This window comes from Capnocytophaga gingivalis ATCC 33624, assembly GCF_000174755.1.
GTDB lineage: Bacteria > Bacteroidota > Bacteroidia > Flavobacteriales > Flavobacteriaceae > Capnocytophaga > Capnocytophaga gingivalis.
Genome location: NZ_ACLQ01000010.1, coordinates 177806 through 194593 on the forward strand (window position 1 = coordinate 177806; position 16788 = coordinate 194593).

General features: G+C 41.8%; 30 protein-coding genes. All 30 read right to left on the reverse strand.

Annotated features, from left to right (window positions below; translation table 11 throughout):
* Nucleotides 1–5: 5 nt before the first annotated feature.
* A complete protein-coding gene (locus CAPGI0001_RS03550; protein ID WP_002666710.1) occupies nt 6–644 on the reverse strand; it encodes a hypothetical protein in 639 nt (212 codons plus the stop codon).
* Nucleotides 645–648: 4 nt separating this feature from the next.
* The gene (locus tag CAPGI0001_RS12895) at nt 649–804 is read right to left on the reverse strand and encodes a hypothetical protein (protein ID WP_002666759.1); all 156 of its coding nucleotides are present in this window, start codon (nt 802–804) and stop codon (nt 649–651) included.
* Nucleotides 805–871: 67 nt separating this feature from the next.
* Nucleotides 872–1357 (reverse strand): hypothetical protein, encoded by a 486-nt coding sequence (locus CAPGI0001_RS03555; protein WP_002666628.1) that lies wholly within the window; start codon nt 1355–1357, stop codon nt 872–874.
* A 17-nt stretch (nt 1358–1374) separates the two neighbouring features.
* Nucleotides 1375–2151, reverse strand: a complete 777-nt coding sequence (locus CAPGI0001_RS03560; RefSeq protein WP_002666538.1) for a hypothetical protein — start codon at nt 2149–2151, stop codon at nt 1375–1377.
* Nucleotides 2152–2167: 16 nt separating this feature from the next.
* The gene (locus CAPGI0001_RS03565; RefSeq protein WP_002666905.1) at nt 2168–2683 is read right to left on the reverse strand and encodes a hypothetical protein; all 516 of its coding nucleotides are present in this window, start codon (nt 2681–2683) and stop codon (nt 2168–2170) included.
* Entirely contained in the window at nt 2680–3192 is a 513-nt protein-coding gene (locus tag CAPGI0001_RS03570; RefSeq protein WP_002666642.1) for a hypothetical protein, read from the reverse strand. The genes CAPGI0001_RS03565 and CAPGI0001_RS03570 overlap by 4 nt, the downstream gene beginning before the upstream one ends.
* A complete protein-coding gene (locus CAPGI0001_RS03575) occupies nt 3189–3446 on the reverse strand; it encodes a hypothetical protein (protein WP_002666698.1) in 258 nt (85 codons plus the stop codon). The genes CAPGI0001_RS03570 and CAPGI0001_RS03575 overlap by 4 nt, the downstream gene beginning before the upstream one ends.
* A 21-nt stretch (nt 3447–3467) precedes the next feature.
* The gene (locus tag CAPGI0001_RS03580) at nt 3468–3995 is read right to left on the reverse strand and encodes a hypothetical protein (RefSeq protein WP_002666782.1); all 528 of its coding nucleotides are present in this window, start codon (nt 3993–3995) and stop codon (nt 3468–3470) included.
* Nucleotides 3992–4507, reverse strand: coding sequence for a carboxypeptidase-like regulatory domain-containing protein (locus CAPGI0001_RS03585; protein ID WP_002666568.1), 516 nt, complete (start codon nt 4505–4507; stop codon nt 3992–3994). Before CAPGI0001_RS03585 ends, CAPGI0001_RS03580 begins: the two co-directional genes overlap by 4 nt.
* Nucleotides 4508–4509: 2 nt before the next feature.
* Complete coding sequence (locus CAPGI0001_RS03590) at nt 4510–4962, reverse strand: hypothetical protein (protein ID WP_002666556.1); 453 nt, start codon at nt 4960–4962, stop codon at nt 4510–4512.
* Nucleotides 4963–4973: 11 nt separating this feature from the next.
* Nucleotides 4974–5498 (reverse strand): hypothetical protein, encoded by a 525-nt coding sequence (locus CAPGI0001_RS03595; RefSeq protein ID WP_002666907.1) that lies wholly within the window; start codon nt 5496–5498, stop codon nt 4974–4976.
* Between the two features lie 2 nt (nt 5499–5500).
* Nucleotides 5501–5683 carry a hypothetical protein gene (locus CAPGI0001_RS03600; RefSeq protein WP_002666746.1) on the reverse strand — a complete coding sequence of 61 codons (183 nt, stop codon included), beginning with the start codon at nt 5681–5683 and terminating at the stop codon, nt 5501–5503.
* Nucleotides 5684–5692: 9 nt separating this feature from the next.
* Entirely contained in the window at nt 5693–6484 is a 792-nt protein-coding gene (locus CAPGI0001_RS03605; protein ID WP_002666663.1) for a hypothetical protein, read from the reverse strand.
* Entirely contained in the window at nt 6481–6738 is a 258-nt protein-coding gene (locus CAPGI0001_RS03610) for a hypothetical protein (protein ID WP_002666498.1), read from the reverse strand. Before CAPGI0001_RS03610 ends, CAPGI0001_RS03605 begins: the two co-directional genes overlap by 4 nt.
* Entirely contained in the window at nt 6731–7102 is a 372-nt protein-coding gene (locus tag CAPGI0001_RS03615) for a hypothetical protein (protein ID WP_002666887.1), read from the reverse strand. The genes CAPGI0001_RS03610 and CAPGI0001_RS03615 overlap by 8 nt, the downstream gene beginning before the upstream one ends.
* Before the next feature lie 91 nt (nt 7103–7193).
* Nucleotides 7194–7742 (reverse strand): hypothetical protein, encoded by a 549-nt coding sequence (locus CAPGI0001_RS03620; RefSeq protein ID WP_155813426.1) that lies wholly within the window; start codon nt 7740–7742, stop codon nt 7194–7196.
* Nucleotides 7743–7774: 32 nt separating this feature from the next.
* On the reverse strand, nt 7775–8287 hold the full coding sequence (locus CAPGI0001_RS03625; RefSeq protein WP_002666883.1) for a hypothetical protein: 513 nt from the start codon (nt 8285–8287) through the stop codon (nt 7775–7777).
* Between the two features lie 2 nt (nt 8288–8289).
* The gene (locus tag CAPGI0001_RS03630; protein ID WP_002666724.1) at nt 8290–8514 is read right to left on the reverse strand and encodes a hypothetical protein; all 225 of its coding nucleotides are present in this window, start codon (nt 8512–8514) and stop codon (nt 8290–8292) included.
* Nucleotides 8515–8531: 17 nt separating this feature from the next.
* Nucleotides 8532–9893: a hypothetical protein gene (locus CAPGI0001_RS03635; protein ID WP_002666918.1), complete on the reverse strand. Its 1362-nt coding sequence runs from the start codon at nt 9891–9893 to the stop codon at nt 8532–8534.
* Nucleotides 9886–11652 carry a hypothetical protein gene (locus CAPGI0001_RS03640; protein ID WP_002666778.1) on the reverse strand — a complete coding sequence of 589 codons (1767 nt, stop codon included), beginning with the start codon at nt 11650–11652 and terminating at the stop codon, nt 9886–9888. The genes CAPGI0001_RS03635 and CAPGI0001_RS03640 overlap by 8 nt, the downstream gene beginning before the upstream one ends.
* A 5-nt stretch (nt 11653–11657) precedes the next feature.
* A complete protein-coding gene (locus tag CAPGI0001_RS03645) occupies nt 11658–12044 on the reverse strand; it encodes a hypothetical protein (protein WP_002666447.1) in 387 nt (128 codons plus the stop codon).
* Nucleotides 12045–12295: 251 nt separating this feature from the next.
* Nucleotides 12296–12766: a hypothetical protein gene (locus tag CAPGI0001_RS03650; RefSeq protein WP_002666442.1), complete on the reverse strand. Its 471-nt coding sequence runs from the start codon at nt 12764–12766 to the stop codon at nt 12296–12298.
* A 334-nt stretch (nt 12767–13100) separates the two neighbouring features.
* On the reverse strand, nt 13101–13361 hold the full coding sequence (locus CAPGI0001_RS03660) for a hypothetical protein (protein ID WP_002666855.1): 261 nt from the start codon (nt 13359–13361) through the stop codon (nt 13101–13103).
* Nucleotides 13362–13365: 4 nt separating this feature from the next.
* A complete protein-coding gene (locus CAPGI0001_RS03665) occupies nt 13366–13644 on the reverse strand; it encodes a hypothetical protein (protein WP_155813428.1) in 279 nt (92 codons plus the stop codon).
* 251 nt (nt 13645–13895) lie between these two features.
* Nucleotides 13896–14282 (reverse strand): PIN domain-containing protein, encoded by a 387-nt coding sequence (locus CAPGI0001_RS03670; RefSeq protein WP_002666803.1) that lies wholly within the window; start codon nt 14280–14282, stop codon nt 13896–13898.
* Complete coding sequence (locus tag CAPGI0001_RS03675) at nt 14269–14472, reverse strand: hypothetical protein (protein WP_040359536.1); 204 nt, start codon at nt 14470–14472, stop codon at nt 14269–14271. The genes CAPGI0001_RS03670 and CAPGI0001_RS03675 overlap by 14 nt, the downstream gene beginning before the upstream one ends.
* Before the next feature lie 150 nt (nt 14473–14622).
* The gene (locus CAPGI0001_RS03680) at nt 14623–14874 is read right to left on the reverse strand and encodes a hypothetical protein (protein WP_002666558.1); all 252 of its coding nucleotides are present in this window, start codon (nt 14872–14874) and stop codon (nt 14623–14625) included.
* Nucleotides 14875–14882: 8 nt separating this feature from the next.
* Nucleotides 14883–15137 carry a hypothetical protein gene (locus tag CAPGI0001_RS03685; RefSeq protein ID WP_002666426.1) on the reverse strand — a complete coding sequence of 85 codons (255 nt, stop codon included), beginning with the start codon at nt 15135–15137 and terminating at the stop codon, nt 14883–14885.
* The gene (locus CAPGI0001_RS03690; RefSeq protein WP_002666837.1) at nt 15127–15516 is read right to left on the reverse strand and encodes a YopX family protein; all 390 of its coding nucleotides are present in this window, start codon (nt 15514–15516) and stop codon (nt 15127–15129) included. Before CAPGI0001_RS03690 ends, CAPGI0001_RS03685 begins: the two co-directional genes overlap by 11 nt.
* Nucleotides 15517–15683: 167 nt before the next feature.
* On the reverse strand, nt 15684–16787 hold the full coding sequence (locus CAPGI0001_RS03700) for a DNA cytosine methyltransferase (RefSeq protein ID WP_002666463.1): 1104 nt from the start codon (nt 16785–16787) through the stop codon (nt 15684–15686).
* Nucleotide 16788: the final 1 nt, after the last annotated feature.

Here is a 16788-nt window from a genome sequence, read left to right on the forward strand (position 1 = left end):
GTTGGTTACTTCTTTTGGTTATAAAAATATACACCTGCTCCAAATAGTAAAAACAGGATCACGATATTGGTTGGAGTAAAGAAACCTTTTTTGGGAGCTTCTGTCTTAGGGGTTCCTTCCGGAGAAACCTCTTTTTTCTCGGTTGGTGCTAAGGAGGGTTCCCCTGTGTTACTATCCTTTACCTTGGGGCCGCCTTCTGTGTTTTTTTCGCTTATAGTAGGCGTGGTGTTTGTGGGGGGAGCTTGGGTCACAGGTGGCGTTGATGAAGGAATGACCGTATTGGTTGGGGGCGTCTGAGCAGGTGGATCCGAGGGCTTTTCAGAAGGAATTACCTTGTTTTTCTTTAATTCCGATTCATAATTAGCCAAAAGAGACTTCATGTCGGATATAAGCGAATCTATACTTGCATATAAAGAAGGGAAGACATCAATTACCCAATCTTCCATTTCTTCATTTTTTATAGTATTCAATTCTGCTAATATCTCACTATAATGCTCTATCCCAAGAGTATAAGTAAGGGCAACATCATTGTTAATAATGAAAGGCGGAATTTTCTTTTTATACTTATCTAATGTTTCTTTCTCTTGAGTTACCTTTTGCCAGAGTTCGTTAAAACCTTTTGTGGTTGCATATATAGAGGCCATATTTTTACTGTTTAGAATTTTGTTTATCGTGCTTAATTGCCAAATGTACTTGATACCCTGCTAAGAAAACAGCAGCGGCAGAAAGAGAAAGGGCAAGTATATCCTTTAGGTGGAACTGGCTTACACTTGTACTTTTTTGCGTTGTCTTTTTTTGTGCCATAGTCTGGGGTTATAATATTTATAAAGGCAAAAGGCAGCCCCCGCAACGAGGGCTATACCTATGATTCCTATTCGTTTTTTTTTTCAACAGAAGGTATGTAGCTTACATTGCCCATCATGGAAAAGGCTTTTTCATAAGCACTATACGGCACCAATGATTGAGCTGCGGCCGCTCCGTTTTCCATCTCTGTAATGGCTTTGGCTAAGGATATAAAAAACTTACGATCAAGTTTTTTAAACGGCTGGTTTTTTGCGATCTGCATTTGCGCTGCTACATAGTCTATATATCTTCCTGTTTTGTTCTCGTGAGGGGGCGCCCAAACACTAATGAGTTTTTCCAAGGTGTTTTTTCCTCTCTGTATCCATGTATAAGCATTCTTCATCAGAGCACGCAACCCATATTCCAAACTCTCGAACTGTTCAAAGGCCTTGTTGGTGTCCGTATTAAATTCCTTGGAGATTTTACCTTGCCAAGCGGTGTCGCTCATTCGAATATTTCCAGGGTTATTATTTCTCAGTCCACGAATTGTGGTAAGTCTTCTTAAATCAGTCATATCTATTGGTTTATAGGTTATTTTTTCTTCCCTTTTTGTGCATAGTGATCATACAGCAGGTATCCACCCGTGCCAACCACTATAGCGACACCTACCCACAGGAATACGTTGCTACCTTGGCCGCTATTAGGATCTGTGGGGTAGGGGTTTTGTAGGTTAGGGTCTGTAAGATTGTTTCCTCCTTGTTGGGTATTCCCTTGTTGGTTTCCTCCTCCTTGTTGAGGGGTACTATCCCCTTGTTTGTTGCCTCCGTTCTGTTGGGTATTTCTGCCACTGGGTTTATTGGGGGGTGTATTGGCAGGTTTTTTGTTCTCTGGCATTACAGGATTTCCACCACTGGTCATATTTATTCCCATATAGATATAAGCTGTATCATAGGCGTCCTCAGGAATAAAGTGCGCACTGCTCCCCATTTCTATACTGGCAATTGCCTTAGCCATCTTTATATAAAAATCCTTGGTAAATGCCGTAATTCTCTTGTTTTTGTCTACTCCCAAAGCCTTGGACAGGGTAGATTGATATAGTGCTACCTTTTGGGTGCCTGCTGCGGGGTGGAAGCGGTGGGAAAATTCCAATATGGTATTTCTCTTTCCCTTATCCATGATTGTACGAATATTGATCATTAAGGCACGCAATCCGTATTCTACAGTGATAAATTCTTCATACTTATCATTACCTTTTCTAAGTGCTTTTGGCACTTTACCTCCCCAATCTTCCCCTTTGTTGGGAAGGTTACCAGGGTTATTTTGGTATAGGGGACTGTTTTTGTATTCGTTTGTTGTAAAAGTTCTCATGTTTACAGCTTTAATGTTATGAAAAAGATTGTTTTAGTGTGTATATTTGTCCGAATCCGTCAATATCTATTTCAAAGGATAGTTTGTTAATAATATCAGTGTATTTTACCCAATCCTTTTTGTTTTGGGCAATCATGTCCCATATTTCTCCAGCTAAGGAAATTCCATTAAGTTCTATATATACATCTTCTATATAGGCAGTACCTCCTGCGCGCAAGTTTAGTTTGTAAAATTCGGGAAGGGTGGCATAACCTATCTGTTTGCCTTTGAGGTAAACACGCATGACCTTGAGTTGAATAGAGCCGTTGGTATCTATAAAAAAGTCCTCCGCTGTGGGGTTGGTCAAAGCAAAGTCCAACCTTAACCATATTTTGTTCTGAAAGATTTTAGCTCCTGAATCTCGGTATCTGTGGAAAGAGAACATGACTTTTTCAAAAAGACGCTTTGCCTGCCCTGCTTTTGCTTTTGCCATACCATATATGGCGATTCCTAAACCAAAAAGGCCTAAGAGTACAATTGATCTTGTTTTCATAATCTTATTTTTTCCTTTATTCTAAAGCCTATCCAAAACACACCAAAGAGGAGGGTACCCCCGCCGATAAAGGCTAATATTTTAACGAGCTTTGGAACATAATATTGTTTGACTATCTTTGTTTGTTCTACAGCTTTCGTATGAGAATATCCTGAAAACTTTTCTTGGTAGGTGCTTTGTCGTGCACCGATATTCTGATATACTACTAACTGCCCTTTGTGCCTATTGTAATAGACCCCTTGGCTGTCTTCTCCTTGTTGCCTATTGACCGAGATTTGTTGCATAATCTTGCGTACCTCCTCGTTACACAGGCTATCACATTCGGGCTTTATGGTTCGTATTTCAGGGATATTGATATAGACTGTATCTCGCAAAGGCACTTGTTTTTCTACAAAAATACTGTCTATACGCGTCCTTTGGGTAACCTCTTGGCTCTGCTGTGTTTCCTTAACCGATTTACAAGCAACTGCAAGGAGAGAAAGTAAAAGGGATAGTAAAATATTTTTCATTTGGTTAGGTCATTAAGGCGTTCTTCTAATTCTTTTATCTTCCTCCGGAGGTATTCGTTTTCTTTAACAAGCTCTTCATATCGTTTGTTATAGTCTTCTACGAAGTGGCCGTAAGAGGATTGTATTTTTTCTATTACATCAGCTTCTATAGCTTCGGTTTCGGCACGTCGCTTGCGGCGCTCAAATAAAATTCCTAACAAACCTCCTCCGATGAGGGAGGAGAGTATTGTTACTACATGTTCAAGGGCGATCATAATTGTTTTTGTCTTTAGTTTTTAATGTTGTAGTGCTTGGAGGTGACCTGTAAATTTGTATTTTATGATTACATCTCCATACCCAGCACTTTTATCCTTGTGGTATAGGTTCCACTCTCCTTCGGGAGCGGTACCTAAGGCTGTAGACATGTACTCAACTCCTGGTAAATCATCAAGTTTTTGAAGCAGCTCAGCGCCTGTTATATTGGGATTGTCCAACATCTCCAAATCGGTCGCTTGGTGAGGATTGTTTTGTTTCCATGCCCCCTCTAACCTAAAGCCAGGCAAGGAAGCCCATACGACTACATTTTTCACCCCTCCGTCGAAAACAGGAAGATTTAGTTCTATCTCTTGGAGGGTAGGTAGCTTGGGATCAAAAACAATCTCCTTGGTAGTGATCTTTCCTTCCTTATTTCCTGTTACTCCAGATAGCAGCACAGCTGCATATAGCGTTACTTTCTTGGGGGCCTGATTATTCCCTTGGTTATTCCCTTGATTGTTTCCCTGATTGTTACAGTTACAAATCATTCTATGAGGTATGCCGATCATAAGTTTACTTTTTTGCTTACTTTTTGAGTTTGTGAGTTGTTCAGTGTTGCTATAAGCAAACCAAATAGGAGTATTCCCCCGCCTAACATTAGCAGTTTTGCGTCCTTTAGGTTTTGGTTATAGCTATTCTTTTGTGTTATTGTCGTCTGTGGGTTATAATATTTTTGTATAGGGTTTTCTTTCTTCGGCTGGGTCGGAGGGAGATTCTTTTCGGGCTCCTTCTTGGGAGCGGTAAAGGTAAGTTCGTCCAATTCCTCGGCAACCTCCCTGAGTACCACTGTAGGAAACTTGCTGGAAGTTTTGGTAATGGGTGAGGATTCCATGGTTTGCCTACCTATAAAAGAAAATACCAATTGGCTCCCTACAGGTGCTGTGAGCTTGTATATACCGTGACTATCTGTGGCAGTTCCCTGTATGGGTTGGCTGTTCTTGACAACTACATTGACCCCTAAGAGTGGTTCCCCTTTTTCATCGGTAACCTTACCGGTTATAAATCGTGTTTCTGTCTTCATCGTTAAAAAAGATTAGGGTATCTGTCCTTGACTTGCTGGTATTCGCTTTTGTCCAATTCTTCCTTAAACCATTCCTTGAGGGTGAGCATTTTCCCACTTGCCATCGGAATCTTACCAAACAAACGGTTATAGTAGGCCCTTTTACCAAAGCGATCCGATACTATTTTCATTTGTGTCTCGTCTAAATTACTCATTATCTCCAATATCTTATTAAAATTGGTTCCTTCTTCCTTCATGGCATTGTGTAGCTGTTGGGCATACTCAGAGACCAATTCGCGATTGTTGGCAAAGTCCGCAATAAACGCCCTATAATCAGGGTCATTGAGCTTGTTGTAATACTTACCATAAGCGCCTCCTCCATTGGGGATTGCAGGCTTTTTTTTCAGTAGTAAAGAAAGAGTGATGGTAATGACCCCAACGCCGAAAGCACTCCAGAGTATATATTTCTTTTTCATAGTTATCTGTTTTAAAAAAATGCGCTGCCTACTTGTGCTCTTAGGGCGGCTAATTTGTCTCCACTAAACTGATCTTGTATCCACTGGCTCAAGTCCATATCATTTTTGTTTCCCATAGAAAAACTCGTTGCAGGGGTACGCTTACCAAAAGCATTGTAAATAGCTACATAGTTATTGTGTCCCATGCCACGCAAGGCATTATATACTGTGTTGTAGTTAGCCCCTATGCCATGCAGCGCCCTATAGATCATATCTGCCTTGCTTTTTGCCAGACCTGCGCTAATAGTAGCCGGCTTTTGGTTAGGGTCATAGTCCATCTTTCTAAATCTGTTTTTCCAATACAAGTTGTAGAACAACGCCCCGCCTATGCTTATTACTGTAAAGCTGATTAGGACAAGCCCTACATTGACAGCAGTTTTTGCCTTGCGCCCCGCAGCCTCTATCGCTTCGGGGTGATTATCTAAGTATTTACCAACAGAAGTAGCTGCAACAGTGGTAGCTACTCCCTTGAGGGCTGTTGTTTTCTTTCGTGGCATGGTTATACAAATTTTCTAAGAAGTTTTTCGTTGGCTACAAATTTTTTACGAAACTTTTCGTTAGTAGCGATTTCGTGGAAAAGCGCTAATGTCTTATCGTCCAAAAGCGCAATGGCTTGTAACTTTGCTTGGCGCGCTTGTGCGTCAATAGGATTGTTACTGTTAATTTTTATCGTTATTTCCATTTTTACTTGTTATTTAGTTTCATATTTACTTACTAATTTGCTTACTTCTTCGTAAAACTCTTTGCTTTCGAATACTAAATGTAGTATTTTGAGCATAAAGCTGTCTACCTCTGGGGAGGTCTGAGCAAATTCCTGAATAATGACCCCTTTTCCTTCGGGTACTTGGGGCAGCTCTCCGTCGGCCCCTTGGAGACCTGTAGGAGCGCCCCCCTTGAAAGCACCCATAAGCATAGGGAGATTTTGAACAATACCCAAGAGCATTTCGTTATTACCTTTGGCTTTCGCTTCGCTAAATTTGTCGGCTAAGCGTTCTTCCTTGAGGGCGGCAATCTCTTGTTCTAACTTTTCGTTTTTCTCTTTCAAAAACTTATTTTCCACCTCCAAGCGTCCTTGATCATGTGCTTTCACATGCAAGTCCATCATCTGAGGAAAACTAAGCCCCATCAGTCCCATTTGCCCCATAGGCTGTTGAAGGGGGGCAGGGGAAACGGTGGCGGGCATAACTTCGGGGGTATCTTGTGGTGGAGTTTCTTCTTCCTTGGGGCCGAGTATAAAAGTTTTTGGCTCGGAAAAGCTCCTTGTCGTATTGCCGAGTTTTCGTCTTTCCTCGACGATAATTTGGCTAATTCCCTCCGATACTAAGGAGTTAAAAAAGCCTTCCACACTGCCATATTTCTCTACAAAGCGATCTGCCGAGAAAGAACGTACCAAAGGCTGCCCCGTTTCCTTATTAATAACTGAGATAAGGATACTGGGAGAGTTTTTAAGTCTGTTAATAATATCAATGAGTTCTTTTTTCATTCTGTTCTACATTTTTGTAAGGCACGATAATCCAAGATGGCTTCCCCTCTTCCGTTTTCGAAAGAGATTTCTAAATCAATATCAGAGGCAGTTCCATCACCTTCCAAAAGGTAATAATCACCCTTTTCTAATGTTCTCTCACGGAAATATACCTTACTTTCTCCTGAATTGTAGAGGGTAAGGGAGGTAACACCTCGTAATAAAAAAGAGGAGTTGGAGTATATTTTCTGAGTGTTCCACTTGCTTTTATTCATTGCCGCAGTTGTTAAAACGAGTATCTTCGTATATAAGGATCAGTTGGCCTTTAAAATCTTTGTTGGCCACAGCCTCCTCTGTAGTGATTTCCAAGGTGTAAGTTTTTCCTTGTGTCTGAAAGTCCACGGGCTTACAGCCTGTAAAGTAGCAACTCTCACGGGAGCGATAGTTGCGGATATGCTGCATTTTGGAAATGTAAGTGCCATCATCTGCTTTTAGTCCAGCATTGGCCACAAATTCATCGCCTTTGTTGTGGTAGATGAGTAAGCCAATCACACGGCCTGCTACAGGAGTGATAAAGATGTTGTTTCCTTTCTCTCCGACCTTGATGTCTATGTTATATACTTCTTCTTTGGTGTGCATGATTTTTCTTTTTAGTGAGTTAGGGAATAATTATCAAAAAAGCCTTGCCTTAGCGACAAGGCCTTTTCATTGATAATTATTAAGAGAAAAATTAGTTTGTGAAAAACTCAAATCCTCTTAGCTCGATACGTACGAACTGTGTTTGTGAGCTTGGTACGCTGGCTCCTTGTGGGAACTGCCAAGAGATGTTGATTTCCTTTTCAGGAACGATCACAGGAGCAGAGGCAATGCTACGGAAGCCATTGTCTTCTCCTTCGGAGATCTTGGTATATACCAAGTCTGATACAGGCAATACCAACAAATCTTCGTCCTGAGAGATCTTTAGCTCAGAGTTGAGAATTGCGGAGTTAGGCGCTCCTTTCCAATCTGATTCATGCAAGGAAGTAGCCTTGTCTTCTATGAGAACACGGATCCCGTCGATAACAAAGTAGCGACCTTTGTTGAACTTGTTGGCGTCGAAAGAGGTATCCCCTACGAGCTTTTTGGTGTTACTGTCGATGAGCAACACTACAGAGCTTTTTCCCTTTCCATCGAAGGTAAGGTACTGAGTTCTGTCCATCACTTTTGCGTTGCGGGTATCTACACCCATTGCAGTAAGAACGTGGTTGGAACGTTCTAATTGAACTTGTCTATTGTCCATTTTTAATCTATTTTAAAAGGTGAATCATTCAGTTATACATAGGATTCGCGAGGGGTGAATCCTGCCAAGGGGTTACGCCCTTGTGTGCTTTCTTGAGCTTGGGAGGTGCTATCATAGGCAGAATAATCTACCTGATCATACACTGGGGTAAACCATTCAGGCTGGTCTACATAGCCCAAGCCTTCTTGTTGTTCTTGACAAGGGCAACCAAGGCCTAAAGCACGTTTTACTGTTGTGCCAGCAGTCGCTGAGGTAAATTCGCGTGCCAAGGAAATTCCTTGTGCTCCTGCCATACCTACAAAGGCACCACGCAAAGCGTTAGCCGATGTGTCATTGCCATCTACACAAGCCAATCCCAAAAGGGCAGCCGCTACGGCACCTCCTTTGACCAATTGGCGCTTGGACTTGTCTTTCTTTTCGTCGCCAGAAGGCTTTTTAGTAAGCTCGGCTACAAGCAGGTTAGAGGCAGCTGCTCCTGCCACTGCGGAACCTCCTGTTACAAGGGCTCCTGTCAGATTTTCCATTTTAGGTTTCTTAAAGTTCATTTTTAAGCCTTTTTAGAATTAGAGGAGGCAAGAGCGTAACCAGCCACAAAAGCTATGGCTACATGCCACCATTTCAGTTTATAATTAATTGTTTGTTGTTCGTTTTCTTCTTTTTGGCTCCGCTGAGGCACCGCAATATAAATTACTTTTGGTGGCTCTTGGGGCGCTGGTATGTCTACTTTTTCCACTTTCTTTGCGGGGGTAGGCCTTGGCATACATGGGTGCATAATCATTCGTTTTTGGGTTATAGCTGTGGCAAATAGCGAATACCTGTATTAAAGTTGAACAAGTCATTAACCCCTTTGTTCACTAATAGTACATGGTTCGTACGTGCCTTGGTCTCATAGTACAATAGCTTTTCCATTAGGTTTGGCTGTAACATATTACTACGCTGGGTTAGCTCTTTGCCTGTGGTCATTGTCTTGAGGTCTACCCCTATAGAGAATGGGCGCTTTTCCTTTTCTAAGAGGGCGAGCCCTTCTTGTATCTCAGCGTCCGAAAGCTCTGGTACTTGCAAAATCTCTGTAGAAGGAATGGAAAACCTACTGAGACGCTCTTCAAAAGTTCCCTGTAGGGACTGCTTCTTAAAGCGTGCGTAATAGTCACATACAGGCGATGTTGTTTGTCCTCCTCCTATGAGTACCTTTCCTCCGAAAGCGGGGTCGCCTTCGCGCCCTGATGGGTCAAAATTCAATGAAATATTCTTAGCAAAGAAATTCCAAAAGCGCGCAATCACACATTCCTCAGAGAGTGTATAAAAATCCTTCTTGGAGAACACAAAGTAATTGCTTACATTGCCGGCATTCTTTAGCGGTTGGTTATGTGCAATCTGTCTGTTATTGAGACAGAAGTAATGATAAAATATCACACTTAGTCGCTCCTGACGGGTCTGATAGGGATTATCACTGCCCACTCCTGCCACAAAAGGTATTCGAGTACCTCCGCTGTTTATGGTGCTTAATCTCTCTGCCAAAGAGGTATCTATTCCTATAGAGTGATCAAAGCCAATAAAAGTAGAGGTCATCACGCCGCTTTCTGTTCTCTTCTTCTGAGCAAAGCGCATAGGCTCCACTGTTAGGGCATTGGTGCCATGAAAAGGTTTTGCCTTATAAAAATCTACAAACTCAGGGCGTGGGTAATACAATAGGTTCACCCCTTGGCCAATTCTATATAAAAAAGGAACAGAGAGCGCATAGGTCAAGCCATAGGCAAACTCGCTTCGCATGACATTGTATACACTATTGACATTCCTGCCGTTCTGCTGAGGCGCATTGTCCGAAAAATTCTTTTTCCAATACCAAAAATGAAAATTGGCAAAAGAGGCTATCTGATTAGCAATACTCCAAAGAAGGGTAGTAGCTGCAATAGGCTTGAAGGCTCCTGCGGCTTTCATGGCCGATTCTACCCCTTGGGGGAGCCTTCCGGTGGCTAAGGCCTCGCGCTTGATACTCTCCAAGTCGCCAAAGCCTTTGCAACGCTCAAAGAAAGCCGCATTGTAGGAGTTCATCACTGTATGGACATTCTTAATAAGCGCCCGCAAGCGAGGGGTAAACTCATACTTTAGGTACTGAAAATCTCCTTGAAATTCTATATTTACATTAGCCATTTTCTTTCTTTTTAGGTTGTTGATCCTTCAACATATAATAGCCAGTTCCTATGGCCAAGATCCAAAGCCACCAGAGGCTTTTTTTCTTAGGCGCTTGTTTCTGTGGGGTCTTATTCTCCGCCTGTAACGTATTGGCAGGCGCTGAGGGTTTCACAGGTGCGGGAGCTGAGGGCGTATTCGGCGCGGGCTGTGGCTTGGGCTGCTCAGGTGTGGCATTAGGCGCAAGCGGAGCAGGTGCCGGAGCTGGCGGCGTGGCCTTCGGTACAGGCGCTTTTACACGCTCATCGGTGTAGCCATTAGGGACTTCCACTCCAGGAATTGGCCTGTTAGACCTCGTGTCTGTTTCCCCAATAGCGTTGGTAAAGGCAGAGGAGCGTTCGATTTTCTTTAGGTTGAAATCCTCGTCATAGTCATTGAGGTTAATCCCAAACTTTTTCAGTGCATAGGCAGCTCCAGGAGAGCCCCCTCGGGCTACACTCTTACAGAATCCTGATCCAGGTTTTCCCTTATACTGCTTGTCATGGTGCGCCTTGGCGTCCTTGAGTACCTTAATCACATCTTGCGCGGTGGCATTCTGGTAAGGGGGTACTTTGTTGGCAAAGTCCTGTAATACCCTATCCATTCCCTGACATTTTTGGGAGAGGTAATCCCCTTCCGTTAGGTTTCTGTTCTGAGCCGCTTTAGGGTCAAACGGCATGTTCCAGTTATAGCTATACTCTGCCTTGTCATAGGCAGGGGCTGTATTCATCCAGTTTTTGAACAAAAGGCGATCGGCTTCATCAGCCGTTAAGTATCCGTCAAGTTTTAGCGTCGAAATTTGTTGTTTTCCCAGTTCAAACAGCCCCTTTACTTCGTTGGGGTCATTAAGGACTTTTTCAAGAAAAGAGGCCTTAGGGGAGGCAGCGTCCTTGAAATCAGAAAAGGTAATACCTGCGCCTTCGTATTCAGGCTTACGCTTGAGCTTTATGGCTATCAGTTCAAAAGTAACATCGGTGAAAGGATCTTGTAAGTCTATAGGAGCCTGCCTTACTTTTAGATCATGGAGGTCTCCACTGAAAAGGCTATCTCCGAGATTTACAGGTATTTTTTGATATTCTATGTTATATACCCGTTCGTAAGTTTTTATTTTTCCTAAGAAATTACTTTTGAGAGCTTGTCCGAGGTCTCTTAGCTGATCCAAGTTTGCTTTGGTTTCCTTGCTGCTCCAATCTTTGCTTCTTTCCTTTAGGAAAACAGCCTCATAGATACAAAGTCCCTTTAGCGCTGTATTCATCATAGTTTGTACAGTCTCATCCAAAAAATGAGTAGAGGAAAGCATGGAGGCTAAACCTCCTCGGTGCTTAGGCCTTCCTTGTTCGTCTGTCTCTCCTGTTCTCTCTCCTAATACACTATACTCGTAATAATTGCTGATCTCATTCCAAGCACCCTCGGCACGATCCTTGTCCCAAGCGGATTTTTCATTGAACACTTTTAGTTCCACCAATACCCTAATGACTAAGGCAACAGCGGCCAGCACCCACCCTACAGGGTTCCATGCGTTGGAGAGCGCTCCTACAGTAATGAGCCCTACCACAAGGGCTGACATCTTTTCATGGACTGACATGGCCAGCTGGGCATGTTCTTGTAGATTGTTTTCATACTCCGCAAAAGTCATATTGATTACAGGGTCATAATCGGTATCCACAATCTCGGCCCTGCCAGGAGGGGCATTAAGTCCCTGTTGTTTTTCTTCTTGAGGAAATAAATGTACTCCCTTCATGGCTTTTATTTTTTGTTAGACATTATCACTATTGCCAAGATTCCTAATAATCCCAAACCTCCTGCCACATACAGAATAGTATTATCTTTTGGTTTGTTAGGCTCATTGTAGTTATTTCCATTTGGATAATATCCTTGTGCTCGGCGTTCGGCGTCTGCTATTCGGCGCTCGTATTCCTCTTTTTCCATTCTCAATTTCTCAGCTTCTTGTCTCTTGCCTATTTCGGCCAAGCGCTCAGCTTCTTTTTCCAAAGCCGCACGATATTCGGCTTGTTGTCGGCGGATCACATCGGAATTGTCATTATAGACAGGAGGAGGAGCGGCATTGGTACGCCCAGAGCCATTTCCAAAATATTTTTTGTATCCTTCGTATAATGACCCTCCAAAATTCAATAGGTCATTACCAACTTTATTGGCTGTGCCTATTCCCTTATGAAACTTTCCATCTTCATAACTTTTGCCGGCATTGCCGTCCGAGGTAGCTCGTTAGCCCCTTAGCGTGAGTAAATCCAAAAAGCGCATTCTGCGCGCCGTTAAGTCCTATATGTTTCATAGCTGTTACTATTTCGTCTGCTTTTTCGGAAAATAAGGTTTCTTGCATAGTAGGTATGGTGCCATCTATGACATAATACCCTTTGTGTAAATCATTGTCGTTTCTGAGAGGCCGGCACCAATAAGTATACATGCGAATACTCGTCGGGGTATTGACTAAAAGGCTGCTTGATCTGCCTTACATAACTATTGTAACCCATGGCTTTAAGTATTGCCCCTGCCAGTATGGTGTAGCTCTTGCAGTCAATGCCTGAAAAGCGTTGCGCCCACGAGCAGGCAGGAGAGCGCAACTGCTGTACTTCATCATCGGCTTTGTATTGGAAGTGATGGTACAGAAAGTTGTGCACATTCCTACAGGTAATGGCCAGAGTACGCCCTTTGAGCGCTTTGGCTATCTTATCACACTGAGAGTAATAGGTGTCAATAGTTGTTACTATCTGTCTTACAGAAAAGAACGTATCGCCATCGCCCAATACGGTACGCTTACAAGCCACTTTCGGGAATATATCCTGCGGATAGTCCGAACGTACTTTGCGGTGAAGCGCTTGGTTTATATTGGGCATAGGCGAAATGATTTTATTGTTACTTTGTTTATCAGCCACAAAGATAAAACAGCCCACAAGGAAAAAGGCAGGATTGGGCACTTTTGGGCAGGATTGGGAAGTCTTGGGCAGTCTTCGTGTTAATATATTCTTAATTTTACAAAGGAAGGGGACAAAAAAACCTCCCCTGCGTGTGCCGTGCAGAGGAGGAAAATGTAAAAAAAAAATTGCCTGAGTTTATACGGTTTTATATCTAAAGGTATAGATAAGCCAGCCAAAGAGGTACAAACGTTCCTCGGTATAGAGGAGCTCGCCGCTGGGGCTTATGTAGTGACATTTCTTTGTTCTCATGATTTTAGTTTTTTAAAGGTACAACAGCAAATTCATCACCTGCTAAGGCGTTTAAAAGTTCTTCCTTGGAGGAAAAAAGCTCTTTTTCATTAATATCTTTTAGTACAAAAAACTTATTGAAAACATTATAATGAATTTGAATAAGATTCTTTTTTCCTAAATCAACAACTTGAAGGTGTATTTCTCTTATTTTTACTTCTATTATATTTCCGCAATATACATAAAACACACGTTGTCCTACAAAATATAATGTTCTCAAGTCCATAGCTTTATAATTTAGGGTTCGTGAAATAGGGATTAAGTACCTCGGAAAGTCCGTTTAGGTAGTCATAGGCTTGTAGCACTTCCTCGGAGAGTTCACCAGAGGCTGTGTCGCAATAGCGCAGGTGCAGGCGGGTAGTTTCGTAGATCAGCATACGCATATAGCGGGTAAATTCCTGTACGTGGATCTCCTCGGCGAAGAATTGATTGACCGCTTCCACATCAAAGCAGTAAGTGCTGGGGCTACTGTTATTCACCACAGCGGGGTTGGTTTCTTGTTTCAACATAGTATATAAAAATAAGGTATCCGTGAGTGGGTGCTGTTGAAACAAGAGCTTACGCTTTTTGCTGTATAGCATTACGGCTATACGACACCTTCACGGATATATCGTAAATAATATATTTTGCAACTTTAAACAAGTGTTGCTCTTGTTTCAACGTTGCAAAGGTACAACTAATTTTGGAATAAACAAGGGAAAAACAAAAAAACTTTCACGTGAGGGATGAAAGTTTTTGTAAAATATTGTGTATGAATGATTTATTCTTCTTTGTATAAGGTAATTCCTTTTATCAGTTTAAAGTGTTTGAGATTGTGGGTATATACAGGGAGGTCATAATATACCCCTGTTGCTCCTATCAAAATATCAGGCATATCAAGGCTGTTATCTTTCTTAGAAATTTCAATAGAAAGCTCGGAAATACCCTTGTTGAGGTGTAGCATTTTCAACTCGTCCAAGAATTTTTTTATTTCTTTTCTGTCCTCACGAGTGAATTTTTGATAACTACTAAGCCAATGTATGATTTCTATATATACTATAGGGGTGATATAGATGTTTTTCATACCTCCCAGTAGGTTTATTTGCCTTAGTACTAAGGGATCTTTAAAAAGATATTTGCCAATGATATTTGTATCACAAATTACCATATAATTCTTTTCGGTTAAAAGGTTTAATATCGTACTTGCTAATAATGTCTTGAGCTCTTTTACCTAACTCATCTATTGTTTTCTTTTTAGTAGTTGTAGCTGTTTTCTTTTGGGTAGCTACTCTTTTTAGCCCTTGTGAAACGGCAGGTTTCCTCATGGCTGTTCTTGGGCGTGTTAATGTTGCTGGCATAAGATTCTTATTTGGGTACAAAGATACAAATTATTTTTATTCAAAGCACAAAAATTATACCAAAGCGAAATAGTTGTTAATAGGTATTGCAATAGTGGGTAATAGTTATTTATCGTGTGTTGTCTGTTTAGACAATACACCTTTTAGCGGTTACACTTTTAGGTTTCTTGTCTTTATCTCGTTTTGGAGTTCCTCCGAGAGGGTGTAGCCATTGGGCAAGCCGTAGAGTTCAACAAAGGTCAGGAACTCCTGACGGCTCACGTTCTTACAGTAGGCGTTGGCTTTAGGTCTGTACTGCTGGATAATATCGTTGATATAGGCACGTATGTTCTTCTCACTGTACTGGGAGAGGTACAGGGAGAAGAGATCCTTTTTTGTTTTTATGGGTTTGAGAATTTTCATTTAGTTGTTTAGTTTTGAGCGTGCAAGTTACTCATTTTCTTGTAAATATGCAAATAAATTTCGTATATTTTTAGCTGAGCTTCTTCATTGGTATAATACTCTTTGCCGCGCTGAATCTTGCCGTGATCGTTCACCTCAACGTATAGCGTATTGATACGGTTAGGAATTGCCCCAGCATAGACAAACACTCCATGATCAACGCAAAAGCGGTGAGCATCAAGGTAAAGTTGCATATTGCGGTTAAACTCCGCTCTACTTAGCATATTGGTTAAATATTTCTGGGTTATCGTACCTATTGCCAATGACCTCAATATCATTCTTAAAACGCTCCCACCAACTGAAAGAGAATTGATATAGATTGTAAAGAAAAGGATCGTTCCAATCCTCCAAATGAGCCAAGCAAAAGCCCATTACGTCCTCGTTGTAGCATACCAAGCGTATTTTGTACCCCTCAGATAGATTGATTTTCAGAAAATCCCCCTCGTAGATTTCTACCCCATGGCAGTCATGTAGGCCTGTGAACTGGGTGAGGGTGTCCCTGTCAAAATCTGTAGGATCAGAGACAGAGAAAGGAACTAAAGGAGCTAAGTTATATATCCACTCCCCGTTTTTTGTTTTAGCACGGAATTTTATGGTTTTCATGTTCTATATTTTTTCTAAATTGTTTACATTTACTACAACTGTAGATCCACAAACTTCCACATTGTAACTTAGAGATTCATAACTAATGTAAGCAATACTAATAATTATACCCTCCATATTCAATCTGGTTAGTCTTACTTTATCGCCTCTCTTAAAGTAAATTTCTTTCATGGTTCTAAAAATTTTAATCGTTTAGCTATTAATTCTACTATATCCACGGTTACGGCGTTGCCTATGAGCTTGTATCGTTGTGTCTTAGCAATTGGTTTTATTGCGCCGTTGTAGTCACCATATTGTGTCCAGTTGTCGGGAAAACCTTGCAATCGTTCGCATTCTATTTCTGTCAATCTACGCACACCATTAAGTAAGTTGTTTTCTTGAAAGGCGTTGCTCGATATGGTAGGGCAGATCTTCATGTCTGTACCTTTATTTTTACCTCGCGAACGTTGCTTTATAATAAAGTCAGAATTGTGTTTTGTTAGAGCGGGGCTTATTCCTTTAGAGTCAAAAACTCTATTTTGTTGATAGGGCTGCCTACCGTTGGATTCCTTAGACGGATTTAGTTGTATCACAGTCATATCAGAATGTAGACCTCCTGAGTGTCCTCCGCCTGTGAGGGTTGCTGCAACCTTGGGTATTATATAGGTGTCGTCAGGTCGCATTGCTCCACTTGCTTTGAGAGTTGTACTAATCGGGGCTTGTAATTGACTTTCCGTTTCTTTTGTAAAAGGGAAATCATTCTCTCCGATAGGAAATACTCCTGGGATACTTCTTCCTGCAAGATGGCCGATAAAGTAGATCCGCTCGCGATTTTGGGGAAGTAGCCATTTTGTATTAAGCAATTGTTGTTCAAATCGGTAACCATCAATGTAGGCAAACGCTTTGATAATTGCCCAAAAGTCCGCGCCAGCATTTGAGGAGTAAGCTCCCTTAACATTTTCCCAGATAAAAATACTTGGTCGGACGTGAGTAATGAGGGCAATTGCGTGCTGGATAAGGCTACTTTTGTTTCCTTTAAGTCCAGCACGCTTTCCAGCAAGGCTGAAATCTTGGCAAGGCGATCCGAAAGTGATAATGTCTGCTCCTGCAATGTCTGCGGGCTGAAGAGTGGTAATGTCTCCGATGTATTTGGCATGTGGAAAATTGTATTTATAGTTAGCAATAGCTTGTTTGTCGATCTCACTAAAATAATGCTCTGTGAATTGGTAACCTGCCCGCTGGAAGCCCAGAGCAAAGCCCCCAATTCCGCTAAAAAGGTCAATAATTTTCATA

What these genes read in the sequence shown, in the direction of transcription:
- CAPGI0001_RS03585 (WP_002666568.1), bottom strand. Translation starts at nt 4,507, where the DNA reads ATGAAGACAGAAACACGATTTATAACCGGTAAGGTTACCGATGAAAAA.
- CAPGI0001_RS03630 (WP_002666724.1), bottom strand. Translation starts at nt 8,514, where the DNA reads ATGCACCCATGTATGCCAAGGCCTACCCCCGCAAAGAAAGTGGAAAAA.
- CAPGI0001_RS03565 (WP_002666905.1), bottom strand. Translation starts at nt 2,683, where the DNA reads ATGAAAACAAGATCAATTGTACTCTTAGGCCTTTTTGGTTTAGGAATC.
- CAPGI0001_RS03575 (WP_002666698.1), bottom strand. Translation starts at nt 3,446, where the DNA reads ATGATCGCCCTTGAACATGTAGTAACAATACTCTCCTCCCTCATCGGA.
- CAPGI0001_RS03700 (WP_002666463.1), bottom strand. Translation starts at nt 16,787, where the DNA reads ATGAAAATTATTGACCTTTTTAGCGGAATTGGGGGCTTTGCTCTGGGC.
- CAPGI0001_RS03675 (WP_040359536.1), bottom strand. Translation starts at nt 14,472, where the DNA reads ATGCCAGCAACATTAACACGCCCAAGAACAGCCATGAGGAAACCTGCC.
- CAPGI0001_RS03665 (WP_155813428.1), bottom strand. Translation starts at nt 13,644, where the DNA reads ATGTTGAAACAAGAAACCAACCCCGCTGTGGTGAATAACAGTAGCCCC.
- CAPGI0001_RS03660 (WP_002666855.1), bottom strand. Translation starts at nt 13,361, where the DNA reads ATGGACTTGAGAACATTATATTTTGTAGGACAACGTGTGTTTTATGTA.
- CAPGI0001_RS03560 (WP_002666538.1), bottom strand. Translation starts at nt 2,151, where the DNA reads ATGAGAACTTTTACAACAAACGAATACAAAAACAGTCCCCTATACCAA.
- CAPGI0001_RS03680 (WP_002666558.1), bottom strand. Translation starts at nt 14,874, where the DNA reads ATGAAAATTCTCAAACCCATAAAAACAAAAAAGGATCTCTTCTCCCTG.
- CAPGI0001_RS03670 (WP_002666803.1), bottom strand. Translation starts at nt 14,282, where the DNA reads ATGGTAATTTGTGATACAAATATCATTGGCAAATATCTTTTTAAAGAT.
- CAPGI0001_RS03570 (WP_002666642.1), bottom strand. Translation starts at nt 3,192, where the DNA reads ATGAAAAATATTTTACTATCCCTTTTACTTTCTCTCCTTGCAGTTGCT.
- CAPGI0001_RS03590 (WP_002666556.1), bottom strand. Translation starts at nt 4,962, where the DNA reads ATGAAAAAGAAATATATACTCTGGAGTGCTTTCGGCGTTGGGGTCATT.
- CAPGI0001_RS03600 (WP_002666746.1), bottom strand. Translation starts at nt 5,683, where the DNA reads ATGGAAATAACGATAAAAATTAACAGTAACAATCCTATTGACGCACAA.
- CAPGI0001_RS03640 (WP_002666778.1), bottom strand. Translation starts at nt 11,652, where the DNA reads ATGAAGGGAGTACATTTATTTCCTCAAGAAGAAAAACAACAGGGACTT.
- CAPGI0001_RS03615 (WP_002666887.1), bottom strand. Translation starts at nt 7,102, where the DNA reads ATGCACACCAAAGAAGAAGTATATAACATAGACATCAAGGTCGGAGAG.
- CAPGI0001_RS12895 (WP_002666759.1), bottom strand. Translation starts at nt 804, where the DNA reads ATGGCACAAAAAAAGACAACGCAAAAAAGTACAAGTGTAAGCCAGTTC.
- CAPGI0001_RS03635 (WP_002666918.1), bottom strand. Translation starts at nt 9,893, where the DNA reads ATGGCTAATGTAAATATAGAATTTCAAGGAGATTTTCAGTACCTAAAG.
- CAPGI0001_RS03595 (WP_002666907.1), bottom strand. Translation starts at nt 5,498, where the DNA reads ATGCCACGAAAGAAAACAACAGCCCTCAAGGGAGTAGCTACCACTGTT.
- CAPGI0001_RS03580 (WP_002666782.1), bottom strand. Translation starts at nt 3,995, where the DNA reads ATGATCGGCATACCTCATAGAATGATTTGTAACTGTAACAATCAGGGA.
- CAPGI0001_RS03605 (WP_002666663.1), bottom strand. Translation starts at nt 6,484, where the DNA reads ATGAAAAAAGAACTCATTGATATTATTAACAGACTTAAAAACTCTCCC.
- CAPGI0001_RS03685 (WP_002666426.1), bottom strand. Translation starts at nt 15,137, where the DNA reads ATGCTAAGTAGAGCGGAGTTTAACCGCAATATGCAACTTTACCTTGAT.
- CAPGI0001_RS03690 (WP_002666837.1), bottom strand. Translation starts at nt 15,516, where the DNA reads ATGAAAACCATAAAATTCCGTGCTAAAACAAAAAACGGGGAGTGGATA.
- CAPGI0001_RS03625 (WP_002666883.1), bottom strand. Translation starts at nt 8,287, where the DNA reads ATGAACTTTAAGAAACCTAAAATGGAAAATCTGACAGGAGCCCTTGTA.
- CAPGI0001_RS03610 (WP_002666498.1), bottom strand. Translation starts at nt 6,738, where the DNA reads ATGAATAAAAGCAAGTGGAACACTCAGAAAATATACTCCAACTCCTCT.
- CAPGI0001_RS03650 (WP_002666442.1), bottom strand. Translation starts at nt 12,766, where the DNA reads ATGCCCAATATAAACCAAGCGCTTCACCGCAAAGTACGTTCGGACTAT.
- CAPGI0001_RS03555 (WP_002666628.1), bottom strand. Translation starts at nt 1,357, where the DNA reads ATGACTGATTTAAGAAGACTTACCACAATTCGTGGACTGAGAAATAAT.
- CAPGI0001_RS03550 (WP_002666710.1), bottom strand. Translation starts at nt 644, where the DNA reads ATGGCCTCTATATATGCAACCACAAAAGGTTTTAACGAACTCTGGCAA.
- CAPGI0001_RS03620 (WP_155813426.1), bottom strand. Translation starts at nt 7,742, where the DNA reads ATGGACAATAGACAAGTTCAATTAGAACGTTCCAACCACGTTCTTACT.